This is a genomic window from Aestuariibius violaceus, assembly GCF_040779325.2.
Lineage (GTDB): Bacteria > Pseudomonadota > Alphaproteobacteria > Rhodobacterales > Rhodobacteraceae > Aestuariibius > Aestuariibius violaceus.
The window spans coordinates 1344641-1356672 of sequence record NZ_JBFONT020000001.1 but is presented as its reverse complement, the minus strand read 5'-3'; the positions used below and the strand labels follow the sequence as shown (position 1 = coordinate 1356672).

Annotated in this window: 12 protein-coding genes; all 12 read left to right on the top strand. The window is 64.1% G+C overall.

The features are described 5' to 3' along the window. Nucleotides 1–18: 18 nt before the first annotated feature. Nucleotides 19–2211, top strand: a complete 2193-nt coding sequence (locus AADZ90_RS06880) for a RelA/SpoT family protein (protein WP_367308477.1) — start codon at nt 19–21, stop codon at nt 2209–2211. A 77-nt stretch (nt 2212–2288) separates the two neighbouring features. Then, nucleotides 2289–2945 carry a DUF2062 domain-containing protein gene (locus tag AADZ90_RS06875; RefSeq protein ID WP_367308478.1) on the top strand — a complete coding sequence of 219 codons (657 nt, stop codon included), beginning with the start codon at nt 2289–2291 and terminating at the stop codon, nt 2943–2945. A 106-nt stretch (nt 2946–3051) separates the two neighbouring features. After that, nucleotides 3052–3795 (top strand): pyridoxine 5'-phosphate synthase, encoded by a 744-nt coding sequence (locus tag AADZ90_RS06870; RefSeq protein ID WP_367308479.1) that lies wholly within the window; start codon nt 3052–3054, stop codon nt 3793–3795. An 86-nt stretch (nt 3796–3881) separates the two neighbouring features. Next, entirely contained in the window at nt 3882–4844 is a 963-nt protein-coding gene (gene mdh / locus AADZ90_RS06865) for a malate dehydrogenase (RefSeq protein WP_367308480.1), read from the top strand. 24 nt (nt 4845–4868) lie between these two features. After that, nucleotides 4869–6023 (top strand): hypothetical protein, encoded by a 1155-nt coding sequence (locus tag AADZ90_RS06860; protein ID WP_367308481.1) that lies wholly within the window; start codon nt 4869–4871, stop codon nt 6021–6023. A 144-nt stretch (nt 6024–6167) separates the two neighbouring features. Next, nucleotides 6168–6992 carry a putative nucleotide-diphospho-sugar transferase gene (locus tag AADZ90_RS06855; RefSeq protein WP_367308482.1) on the top strand — a complete coding sequence of 275 codons (825 nt, stop codon included), beginning with the start codon at nt 6168–6170 and terminating at the stop codon, nt 6990–6992. 238 nt (nt 6993–7230) lie between these two features. After that, nucleotides 7231–8424, top strand: coding sequence for an ADP-forming succinate--CoA ligase subunit beta (gene sucC, locus AADZ90_RS06850; RefSeq protein WP_367308483.1), 1194 nt, complete (start codon nt 7231–7233; stop codon nt 8422–8424). Between the two features lie 388 nt (nt 8425–8812). Further along, complete coding sequence (locus tag AADZ90_RS06845) at nt 8813–9241, top strand: hypothetical protein (RefSeq protein ID WP_367308484.1); 429 nt, start codon at nt 8813–8815, stop codon at nt 9239–9241. Then, nucleotides 9238–9714, top strand: coding sequence for a hypothetical protein (locus AADZ90_RS06840; protein ID WP_367308485.1), 477 nt, complete (start codon nt 9238–9240; stop codon nt 9712–9714). Before AADZ90_RS06845 ends, AADZ90_RS06840 begins: the two co-directional genes overlap by 4 nt. A gap of 136 nt (nt 9715–9850) precedes the next feature. Then, complete coding sequence (locus AADZ90_RS06835) at nt 9851–10312, top strand: hypothetical protein (RefSeq protein WP_367308486.1); 462 nt, start codon at nt 9851–9853, stop codon at nt 10310–10312. Nucleotides 10313–10367: 55 nt separating this feature from the next. After that, nucleotides 10368–11249, top strand: a complete 882-nt coding sequence (gene sucD, locus AADZ90_RS06830) for a succinate--CoA ligase subunit alpha (RefSeq protein ID WP_367308487.1) — start codon at nt 10368–10370, stop codon at nt 11247–11249. Nucleotides 11250–11301: 52 nt separating this feature from the next. After that, nucleotides 11302–11955, top strand: coding sequence for a hypothetical protein (locus AADZ90_RS06825; protein WP_367308488.1), 654 nt, complete (start codon nt 11302–11304; stop codon nt 11953–11955). Nucleotides 11956–12032 lie beyond the last annotated feature (77 nt).

Genomic DNA, 12032 nt, shown 5'->3' with positions numbered 1-12032 from the left:
CCCGGATATGGGGGTGGCATGATCGACGCTGACGATCTCGTCACCCTTGTCCGCAATTATAACCCGCACACGAACGAGGCGCTGATCCGCGACGCATTCGCCTATGGCGAGGCGGCGCATGAGGGCCAGTTCCGCCGATCCGGCGAGCCCTACTTTACCCATCCGGTTGCGGTTGCCGCGATCCTGACAGAACAGCAGATGGACGATGCCTCGATCGTCACCGCGCTTCTCCATGACACGATCGAGGATACCCGCGCCTCTTACCGCGATATCGAGACGCGCTTCGGCACCGAGATTGCCGAGCTGGTCGATGGCGTCACCAAGCTGACCAACCTTCAGCTGTCGTCGTCGGAAAGCAAGCAGGCCGAAAACTTCCGCAAGCTCTTCATGGCGACGTCGAAGGATCTGCGGGTCACGCTGGTCAAGCTGGCGGACCGGCTGCACAACATGCGCACCATCAAGGCAATGAAGCCGGAGAAACAGGCCCAGAAAGCCCGCGAGACGATGGAGATCTATGCGCCGCTCGCCGGCCGGATGGGGATGCAGTGGATGCGGGAGGAGCTGGAGGATCTGGCGTTCCGCGTGCTGAACCCGGAAGGCCGGTCGTCGATCATCCGCCGCTTCATCACGCTGCAGAAGGAAAGCGGCGACGTGATCACCAAGATCACGATGGATATCCGCGTGCTGCTTGCCGCCGAGGGGATCGAGGCCGAGGTCTATGGCCGCGCGAAGAAGCCCTATTCGATCTGGCGCAAGATGCAGGAGAAGGAACAGTCATTCTCGCGCCTGTCCGACATCTACGGCTTTCGCATCATCTGCCGGCAAGAGGCGGATTGTTACCGTGTTCTCGGCGCGATCCACCAGCGCTGGCGCGCGGTGCCGGGGCGGTTCAAGGATTATATCAGCCAGCCCAAGTCGAACGGCTATCGCTCGATCCACACGACGGTCTCGGGGCGCGACGGCAAGCGGGTGGAGGTGCAGATCCGCACCCGCCAGATGAACGAGGTCGCCGAAAGCGGGGTTGCCGCGCACTGGTCCTATCGCGACGGGGAACGGGTGGAGAACCCCTTTGCCGTCGATCCGCAGAAGTGGATCTCGGCCCTGACCGAACGGCTGGATGCGGAAGGCGACCATGACGAATTCCTCGAGGCGGTGAAGCTCGAGATGTATCAGGACCAGGTCTTCTGCTTCACGCCGAAGGGCGATGTGATCAAGCTGCCCCGGGGCGCCACCCCGATCGACTTTGCCTATGCGATCCACACGCGGATCGGCCATGCCTGCGTCGGCGCCAAGGTGGACAGTATCCGCGTGCCGCTCTGGACCCGGCTGAAGAACGGGCAGTCGGTGGAGATCATCACGGCGGAAGGCCAGCGCCCGCAGGTCAGCTGGATCGATATCGCGGTGACGGGCCGCGCCAAGTCGGCGATCCGCAAGGCCCTGCGCGAGGAGGACCGCGAGCGGTTCGTCCGGCTGGGCCGCGAGCTCGCCCGCGTGGCGTTCGAACATGTGGGCAAGCGCGCCACCGACAAGGCGCTCAGGACGGCGGCGAAGACGCTGGGCCTGCCCTCGATGCCCGAGATGCTGGCCCGCCTCGGTTCGGCCGAGATTACCGCGCGGGAGGTCGTGGCGGCGATCTATCCCGAGCTTGCCGAACACGAGGGCGACGAGATCGACGGGACCCGGGCCGTCGTTGGCCTGATCGCCGATCAGAGCTTTGGTCGCGCCGCCTGCTGCCAGCCGGTGCCGGGCGAGCGGATCGTGGGCATCACCTTCCGCGGTCAGGGCGTCGTCGTTCATGCCATCGATTGCGAGGCGCTCGCCCAGTACGAGGAACAGGCCGATCGCTGGGTCGACCTGCAGTGGCACGAGGGCAAGCACCCGGCGGTCAATACGGTGACACTGGACCTCACCATCTCCAACGCGACAGGCGTTCTGGGACGTATTTGCACATTGATCGCCGAGCAATCGGCGAATATCTCCGACCTCAAATTTCTGGATCGCAAGCCGGATTATTACCGGATCACCATTGATGTGGACCTGCGCGACGCGGCGCATCTGCACACGGTGATGACCGCGCTCGAGGCCGATAGCGACGTGGCCGCCATCGCCCGCCTGCGCGACCCGACGCGGGTCAGCCCGGCCGAGGCGGTGCAGACGCATCCCGAGACCGGCACGCGCCGCAAGGAAACCGAGCTCGCGACGCAGAATTGACATTCTGGCCCCGTAGGCACCGGGGCACTAAGTGGTTACATGCGGCGTAGGGGCGCCGCAGAGAGAGGAACGGGCAGTTGGTCTTCAAACGCCGGGACAGGCGAGGTGTCGTGCAGATCGTGGCCGAGGCGCTTTGGCCGCGCGGCGGCTGGGCACGGGCGTTCGAATACATCAAGCTGCGCCTGCGCCGCCTGCCCGACACGCCCGAGAAGATCAGCCGCGGCATCTGGGCGGGGGTGTTTGTCACCTTTACGCCGTTCTACGGCCTGCATTTCATCGTGGCCGCGATCATCGCCAAGGTGATGCGCGGCAATATTCTGGCCGCTCTGCTCGCGACGTTCTTCGGCAACCCGCTGACCTATGTGCCGATCGGCGTCATCTCTTTGAATACCGGTCATTTCCTGCTGGGGACGCGCCCGGACCCCGAGGTGAGCGTGTCGCTGATGCGCAAATTCGCCGATGCGGGCGCCGACCTGTGGGACAATTTCCTGGCGATTTTCACCGCCGACACGATGGAATGGGCACGCCTGGCACGCTTCAATGACGAGGTCTTCGTGCCGTATCTGGTCGGCGGGATCCTTCCGGGGATCGTCACCGCGACGGTCATCTATTACCTGTCCCTGCCGGTGATCCGGGCGCATCAGAACCGCCGCCGCCAGCGGCTGCGCGCCAAGCTCGACGCGCTGAAGAAGGCGGCGATGCCGGGGATGAAGGCCGGATCGCAAACCAACTGACCCTCTGACAGCCCCGGGGTCTTGCGCGATCAGGGGATTGCCCCGGCCGCCGCGGCCCGGCAAAGCTCGACCCGGAAACAGAGCCCGGACAGAGAGGATGCCCACCATGCCCGATCATCTTCGCCTCGGCGTCAATATCGACCATGTCGCCACCGTCCGGAATGCCCGCGGCGGGGCGGTGCCCGACCCGGTGCGCGCCGCCAAGCTGGCGGAAGAGGCCGGGGCGGACGGGATCACCGCCCATCTGCGGGAGGACCGGCGGCATATCTCCGACACCGATATCGAGGCCTTGATGGAGACGCTCTCGACACCCTTGAACTTCGAGATGGCGGCGACGGACGAGATGCAGGCGATTGCCCTGCGCCATGTCCCCCATGCGGTGTGCCTCGTGCCCGAGCGGCGTGAGGAGCGGACGACCGAAGGCGGGCTGGAAGTCGCCAAGGACGAGAACCGGCTGGCCCATTTCATCGCCCCCCTGCGCGATGCGGGCTGCCGGGTGTCGATCTTCATCGCCGCCGACAAGCGCCAAATCGAGGCCGCCCACCGGATCGGGGCTGAGGTGATCGAGCTGCATACCGGCGCCTATTGCGACGCTCATGCGGAAGAGCGTTTTTCCGAGCGAGATCAGGAGCTTGGCAAGCTGACCGAGATGGCCGCTTTTGCCGATGATCTGGGGCTGGAGGTCCATGCGGGCCACGGTCTGACCTACGACACGGTGGCCCCGGTCGCCGCCCTGCCGCAGGTGCGGGAGCTGAATATCGGGCACTTTCTGATCGGCGAGGCGATCTTCCGCGGGCTCGATCCCGCCATCAAGGAGATGCGCCGGATCATGGACGACGCCCGCGCCTGAGCCATTTCCGGACGGTTCCCGCCTTGCGCGCACCGGGGCGAGGCGGTAGGCCTCCCCGCGACTTCAAGCCAAGTGGAGACCCTTCGATGGCACGTCCCAAAATCGCTCTCATCGGTGCCGGCCAGATCGGCGGCACGCTGGCCCATCTCGCCGCGATCAAGGAGTTGGGGGATGTCATCCTCTTCGACATCCAGGACGGCACACCGCAGGGCAAGTCGCTCGATATCGCCGAGTCGGGCCCGGTGGAGGGGTTCGACGCATCCCTGAAGGGCACGACCGACTACGCCGATATCGCAGGCGCCGATGTCTGCATCGTCACGGCCGGTGTCCCCCGCAAGCCGGGGATGAGCCGTGACGACCTGCTGGGCATCAACCTCAAGGTCATGAAAGCCGTGGGCGAGGGGATCCGGGCGAACGCGCCCGATGCCTTCGTGATCTGCATCACCAATCCTCTGGATGCGATGGTCTGGGCCCTGCGGGAGTTCTCGGGCCTGCCGCACGCCAAGGTCTGCGGGATGGCCGGCGTGCTCGACAGCGCACGGTTCCGGCACTTCCTGGCCGATGAATTCGGCGTGTCGATGAAGGACGTCACCGCCTTCGTCCTTGGCGGCCACGGCGACACGATGGTGCCGCTGACGCGCTATTCGACGGTTGCGGGCATTCCCCTGCCCGATCTGGTCAAGATGGGCTGGACGACGCAGGAAAAGCTGGACGCGATCGTCCAGCGCACCCGCGACGGCGGGGCAGAGATCGTGGGCCTGCTTGGCAACGGCTCGGCCTATTACGCGCCCGCCACGAGCGCGATCCAGATGGCCGAAAGCTATCTGAAGGACCAGAAGCGGGTCCTGCCCTGCGCGGCCTATGTCGACGGCGCCTACGGGCTGAACGGGTTCTACGTCGGCGTGCCGACGGTCATCGGCGCAGGCGGCATCGAGCGGATCGTGGAGATCTCGCTGTCGAAGGACGAACAGGCGATGTTCGACAAGTCGGTCGGCGCCGTGAAGGGCCTTGTGGAGGCCTGCAAGGGGATCGACGAGTCGCTGGGGTGACGCCGTGACGGGCGACCATTCCGCGTGATCCCGCCTCTCGGGCTTCGCCCGCTGCCCCGACAACTGGATGGAAGTGCCGTCCTGACGTCAAGCTGGGCGGGCGGACGCCCGAGCCTCGGTGGCGCTCGGATCGACCCCGACCTCGCTTTCATCGCGCAGATCGATTTGGCCGACGTCGCCCGGTTTCGACCGGGCAACGGTCTTCCTGACCATGGCCATCTGGCGATCTTTCTGGATCGCGATCGGGATGGCGGAGCGATCATTCACGTCGTCGCCCCGTCCGATGCGGACAATGCTGCGCAGGAGGAGGATCTGCGCCAGGGAAGACGGTGCGCCCTCATCATTGGCGAACTGGAAGATCAGGCCGTGGGTGCTCCTCGAACCGGCGAGGATCTGGTAAACCTTCTGCCCTATGGCGACCGGCCGTGGCTGTGGAGCACGGTTTTCGATGTCGTCACCTTGATCGAGGGGCTCTGCGGCAATGAACGCAATCGGGTGCAAGCCTTGCGTGGCAGCGCCTTGTCATCCGCGATGTGGCGGCGCCATGAGCTGGAATTCTCGCCTCGCGCCCTGTTTCGACGTTGGTTCATCGGCAGGACCGAGCGGGAAGACTGGGTCATCCGCCGCACCCTCGAAGAAGAAGCCGAAACCCACGCCAAGATAAGAGCGATCCGCGCTGGATCGGCCGACGCCGCAGCCTTGGCCGGCAGGCTTCGCGCTTGGGCGGAGGGCCAGCGTTCGGATGCTTTGTCCCCGTCAGACGCCGCTGCATTCGAAGAGCTTACGGCACCGCTCAGGGCGGGCGGTGCGCTGTCGGACTACGCCAAGGCACACCACCTCAACCTGGCCATACCGGTGATGGCCCAGCTTCACAGCATGCTGCGCGCTGATGCTGAGACCTATGCCAGCTTGCCGCTGGCCGTAAGAGAGGGGATGGTTGCCAAAGGCAGCGACCCTGGTCCGGTTCATCGGCTGTTCGGTGCCTTTCCCGACGAGTTGAAAGCCTGGGGGCGGGAGGATGACGTCCTGCCCATCTTCTGTTTCTGGCCGGATCTTCTGACAGGTTTGAATTGGGGGTATGGTTACTGCTGTGTCGTAACTCTCGATCAGGACGACTTTCCTCCGAGTGACCTGAGCAAGGCGGATGTGGTGGGCGTAACGGATCCAAATATGCTCTGACAGCGGCCCGGTGGCTGATTGCACTCTCATCGGAAAAAACACTGGTGGGCGAACCTGGATTGAGCGCATTTCACGCCTTCGATCTGCAATTCCGGACCAGCAATCTTCTTTTCACTCAGCCCGAAAACCGGCATGAGGCAGGTGATGACCGAGCGAACCGAACCCCGCGGCTTTGTCCTTGCTTCCAGCGGCGAGGGGTTTGCGCCCATCGCCTTCCATGCCGGGCGATACCTGCGGGAGGTGCATCCGGACGCGCTGATCGATTTCTACACCGATGAAGAGGGGCTCGACCCCGGGCCGTTCGACCGGATCGTCCCGCTTGAGCGGTCGTGGCACCGGCCCAAGTTCGAGGCGCTGCGCAGGACGCGGTTCGAGCGGACGATCTATGTCGACACCGACGTCATCACCTTGGCCGATCTGACCGACGTCTTCGACGTGCTCGACCGGTTCGACATCGCGGGCGCCCATGGGGACCGGCGGGGGAATGAGTTCAACTCCCGGTCTTGGCGGTCGAGCGTCCCGCCCGCCTTTCCGCAGATGAATTCCGGCGTGATGGGCGTGAAGACGAGCCCGGCGATCCTGAAGCTCTGGGAAGAGACCGAAGCCGCACTGGCCGAGCCAGAGCAGAAGAAGGACCAGATCCCGCTGCGCGAGCTGCTCTATGACAGCGACCTGCGGATCGCGACGCTTCCGGTGGAATACAACCTCGTCAGCCTGAGGCAGGTCGATGCGATGAAGGTGGGCTATGCCGCCGCCCCGCGCGTGCTGCACCTGCACCGGCTGCACAAGCATCTTCGGCGGGACATGCCGCAGGAGACGGATCTGGCGACGCTGGTCGGTCACGGGCGGCTGGCGCGGATCGCGAAGCTGCTGGAAAGCGATGTGACGCTGAAGGGCAGGAATGTCGCCGATCTGTCGCGCTGGCGGCGGGGCTGGCGCGCGCGGCTGGCCGATCTGACCGTGCGCTGACGGATACCGGCATCCGCGGCGGGCGAGTCGCCGCGCAGGTTATCGAAACCATGTCTTGACGGGCCAGCCGCGCCACGAGATCCCATTTTGTGATCACACGCTGATTTCATGTGATCACAAATGTCGGTTTTCCTTGCGGCAAGACGCCTTTACACATGACGCGCCGGGGCGGGTTATGCTTATCGGGGCGCGTTGCCCCGGGGCGGCGCCGGACGGGAATCAGAGCGAGGTCTTATCCATGAATATCCACGAGTATCAGGCCAAGGCCCTTCTGCGCAGCTACGGCGCTCCGGTCTCTGACGGGCGGGCGGTTCTGCGTGCGGAAGAGGCCAAGACGGCGGCCGGCGGGTTGGACGGGCCGCTTTGGGTCGTCAAGGCGCAGATCCATGCGGGCGGCCGCGGCAAAGGCTCGTTCAAGGAGGCCGATGCGGGCGAGAAGGGCGGCGTGCGGCTGGCCAAGTCGGTCGAGGAGGCCGCCGAAGAGGCCAAGCGGATGCTGGGCCGGACATTGGTGACCCATCAGACCGGCCCGGACGGCAAGCAGGTCAACCGGATCTATATCGAGGACGGATCGGAGATCGAGCGCGAGATGTATCTTGCGCTGCTCGTCGACCGCCAGACCTCGCGCGTCGGTTTCGTCTGCTCGACCGAAGGCGGCGTGGATATCGAGGAGGTCGCGGCCAGCACGCCCGAGAAGATCCTGTCGTTCAGCGTCGATCCCGTGATGGGGTACCAGCCCTATCACGGCCGCCGGATTGCCTTCGCGCTTGGCCTCGAAGGCCAGCAGGTCAAGCAATGCGTGGCGCTGATGGGCACGCTCTACAAGCTCTTCATCGAGAAAGACATGGAGATGCTGGAGATCAACCCGCTGATCGTGACCGACAAGGGCGACCTCAAGTGCCTCGATGCCAAGATGGGCTTCGACGGCAACGCGCTCTACCGGCACGATGACATCCTGGCGCTGCGCGACGAGACCGAGGAGGATCCCAAGGAGCTTGCCGCGTCGAAATACGATCTGAACTACATCGCTTTGGATGGTGAGATCGGCTGCATGGTGAACGGCGCCGGCCTGGCCATGGCGACGATGGACATCATCAAGCTTTACGGGGCGGAACCTGCGAACTTCCTCGACGTGGGCGGCGGCGCCACGAAAGAGAAGGTGACGGAAGCCTTCAAGATCATCACGTCGGACCCGAACGTGAAGGGGATCCTCGTCAACATCTTCGGCGGCATCATGCGCTGCGACGTGATCGCCGAGGGCGTGGTCGCTGCGGTCAAGGAGGTCGGGCTTCAGGTCCCGCTGGTGGTGCGGCTCGAAGGGACAAATGTCGAGAAGGGGAAAGAGATCCTCAACGGCTCGGACGTGGACGTGATCGCGGCGGACGACCTGAAGGACGGCGCGCAGAAGATCGTGAAGGCGGTGAAGGGGTGAACGCCGGTCCGCGACAGTGTCGCGGACGAAAAGGTCCTGTGGACCTTTTCGAGGCGCGAACGGGCGATCCGCAAGGATCGGTCATGGTCGCGGCATCCGGCGTCGTCGGAGCCGCCTACGCCATCGCCAAAGGCCGGACGACCTTGCCAGATCGAACGGTGGCCCTGCACGCCTGGCCACTGCCGGGCGGCATGGTGAGGAATTGCACCCATGTCCGGAAACCCGGACTCGCCAGAATCACTAATCTATTCAATACTCTGCCCCGGCGGGTGCGGTCTTTGTTTGTGGGGACAGGCTGTGCGCCGTCGTCGTATCCTCGAACGCGCCCTACCGATGGGCCATTTCGGGAACGGTTTTGTTCATACCAGTCCCCCGAAGGAATAGTCTCATGACCTTTCACAAATCCATCGCATTGTCCGTTCTTGCCTTGGCCACGGCCTGTGCCCCGGCCGGGCCGACCATGACCACCTCGGCGACATTTCAAGGCGGCGACCGGCCCATTTCGGCCGTCAGCGCAGCGCGATTGTTCCAGAGCGTCTGCGTTGCCAATCGCAACAACCTGAGTGCCATTCCGGCAGCGCTCGCGCAGTCGACCTTCATTCTGAACACGTCAGAGAACGTCTACTACCACGTGGACTACGACCTTTCGTTCGCGCTGGTTGCCAGTTCTCCGAACCCGATCTGCTCGTTCGTCTGGGCGTCACCCGAACCCGTTTCGGTGAACCAGGCGGCCCTGGCCTCGGTCGCACCGGGCGGCCAGTTCCGCGACGTGCGGGAGATCAGCAAGTTCAACTACTCGATCAGAGGACTTCCGTGAGATCGCTTCTCCTTCCCCTTGCGCCCGCCCTGCTTGCGGCGGGCGCCACCCTTGCCTCTGCCGGTGATCCGCTTGCCGAGATGGGCGAGGCCTGCGTAACGCCCGATCCGGCGGGACTTCTCGCCTCGGGCAAGATCTTCGTCGACCGCTTCGGCTATGACACCAAACCGGGGATCGGCGGGATGAAGACCTATGTGTCGCCCGACGAGGCCCGAACGGTCTTTCTGATGGGCGACGGACGAACCGCCTCCTGCACGATGATCGTCACGCTTGAGGACGAGGCCGAGGCCCAACGTATCACCGACATGCTGCAGAGCTATGCCGACACCATGCCCGGGATGACCCCGGTCGAAGGCGCCAAGGGCAAGACCTGGCGCTGGGAAGAGGGCGGCACGACCTTCGCCATGGGCCATCAGCGGGCCGCAGGCGGCGACGACCTGATCCTGACCTACGAGATCGGGACGGGGTCGTAAGGGAACGCTTTTCTGTATCTGAAAGGAAGACTGCGAAGATGGGGAAAGAAATCCTCGACAGGTCCAATGTCGACGTGATCGCGACGGAGAGCCTGACACAGAGATCGGAAGACGTTACGCGAACCGAGAGGATGTGATGCCTCTTCTCGGAAAACAGATCGTCGCGGCAGCCCTATTCCTGATTGCCGGATGCAGCACCTATGATGCCGAAGGAAACGTGGCCACCGGCCCTTTCGGGCAGCAGCCGCTCTTTACGGAAGATGTGCAGATGGCATTTCGCTCTGGCGTCATTGCCTGTGCAGAATTCAAGACGTCGAACGCACCGCTGGCGAACTTGGCCAGCCAAGGCTTCTCCCCAGTTCGAAACGGATATCTGATCCGGGTGGACAACCCGCGGATCGCGCTTGGTGGGTCAAGGGTCAGAGTTACCGTCCGGCGGGATGAATGCCGGGTCGATGCCGAACCTCTATTCCCCGCAGAGATAACCACCGCCAGCAGGCTGACACGTGAAACTCTGGCGCAGAGAGGCCTTGAGTTGGACGTCACTCTTCGCGGCGGCACCAGATCCAATGTGGGTTTCGCGCAAGCGATCTTTTGAACGAAGAACAGCAACTCGGCTAGCAGCCGCAGACGAAAGCAAACAGGAGATTCCATTGGCCATTCTCGTCGACAAGGACACCAAGGTGATCTGCCAGGGCCTCACCGGCTCGCAAGGCACGTTCCATACCGAACAGGCGATCGCCTATGGCACGCGGATGGTGGGCGGCGTGACGCCCGGCAAGGGCGGGATCGAGCATCTGGGCCTGCCGGTCTTCGACTCGTGTCACGAAGCGGTGGAGAAGACAGGCGCGACGGCCTCGGTCATCTACGTGCCGCCGCCGTTTGCCGCGGATTCGATCCTCGAGGCGATCGATGCGGAGATCCCGCTGGTCTGCTGCATCACCGAGGGCATCCCGGTGCTCGACATGATGACGGTGAAACGGGCGCTCGAGGGATCGAAGACAACGCTGATCGGGCCGAACTGCCCGGGCGTCATCACGCCCGATGCCTGCAAGATCGGGATCATGCCCGGCCACATCCACAAGCGCGGCAAGGTCGGCGTCGTCTCACGCTCCGGCACGCTGACCTACGAGGCGGTCAAGCAGACGACCGATGTGGGCCTTGGCCAGTCGACCTGCGTCGGCATCGGCGGCGACCCGATCAAGGGGACGGAGCATATCGATGTGCTGGAATGGTTCCTCGCCGATGACGAGACCGAGGCGATCATCATGATCGGCGAGATCGGCGGCTCGGCCGAGGAGGAAGCCGCGCAGTTCCTCGCCGACGAGGCGAAGGCGGGCCGCGGCAAGCCGACGGCAGGCTTCATCGCGGGCCGCACGGCGCCTCCGGGCCGCCGCATGGGCCATGCGGGCGCCATCGTCGCGGGCGGCAAGGGCGACGCGGAGAGCAAGATCGAAGCGATGAAGGCCGCCGGGATCACCGTGGCCGAAAGCCCGGCGACCCTGGGCGAGGCTGTGGTGGAGGCGATTGGGTAAAGTGACGGGCCGTGCGTCCATCTTACTGGTCGCACTCCTGAGCGGAGGTGCCGTGGCTGCTGCCAGTCTTCCCCATCCGGAGGCGCCCGCATTCGAGGCGTGCGCCACCGACATGGACGTCGCCGCGGCCGTCGTCGCGGAACGGATTGCCCGTATGGGATGGGCCGAGACCGATCTTTCGGAAGAGCTTCAGGAGATGGGTCACGTCTACGGCGCCCTGCGATACTTCGGGGCGTCAGCCTACCTGGGCAAAACCTCGGTAGAGGACTGGACCGCAAGTCTGCAAGACTATCGCAATGAGACGGGTGGTTTGCCCGCATTCGGGCTCGAGGGCTTGGATCAGACATATCGAACCCGCGCCTTCCGTGATCCTGCCGGATCAGGAGTTCTGGTCCTGACATCGGATGATGACAACACATGGTCGTGCGAGATTCTGCTGAACGAGGCGCCGCCAAACGCTTCTGATTTCATGTCGACCGCTGATGAAACCGATGAGGTCGCAACCGCAGAGGGGTTCGCCTTCCGCTCGGTCGATCAGCATCCCGGTACGTTCGCAGAGATGCTGGCGCTGCTTCCGTTTGTTCCCATGCCAAAGGTCTACTACGCCGAGTATCTGAGTGCTGACCCCGAAATCCTGCGGGAACGTTACGGATTGAAAACGTCGATCACCTTCGCTGCCCAAGTCAGCGTCATCAACGCCTTCTGACGGGACGCGAACCATGGCATATCAAAGCGACAGCGACTTCATTCACAGCTCCAGCAACGTGCGGGGCATGGGTCACA

What these genes read in the sequence shown, in the direction of transcription:
- AADZ90_RS06880 (WP_367308477.1), top strand. Translation starts at nt 19, where the DNA reads ATGATCGACGCTGACGATCTCGTCACCCTTGTCCGCAATTATAACCCG.
- AADZ90_RS06870 (WP_367308479.1), top strand. Translation starts at nt 3,052, where the DNA reads ATGCCCGATCATCTTCGCCTCGGCGTCAATATCGACCATGTCGCCACC.
- mdh (WP_367308480.1), top strand. Translation starts at nt 3,882, where the DNA reads ATGGCACGTCCCAAAATCGCTCTCATCGGTGCCGGCCAGATCGGCGGC.
- AADZ90_RS06855 (WP_367308482.1), top strand. Translation starts at nt 6,168, where the DNA reads ATGACCGAGCGAACCGAACCCCGCGGCTTTGTCCTTGCTTCCAGCGGC.
- sucC (WP_367308483.1), top strand. Translation starts at nt 7,231, where the DNA reads ATGAATATCCACGAGTATCAGGCCAAGGCCCTTCTGCGCAGCTACGGC.
- AADZ90_RS06845 (WP_367308484.1), top strand. Translation starts at nt 8,813, where the DNA reads ATGACCTTTCACAAATCCATCGCATTGTCCGTTCTTGCCTTGGCCACG.
- AADZ90_RS06835 (WP_367308486.1), top strand. Translation starts at nt 9,851, where the DNA reads ATGCCTCTTCTCGGAAAACAGATCGTCGCGGCAGCCCTATTCCTGATT.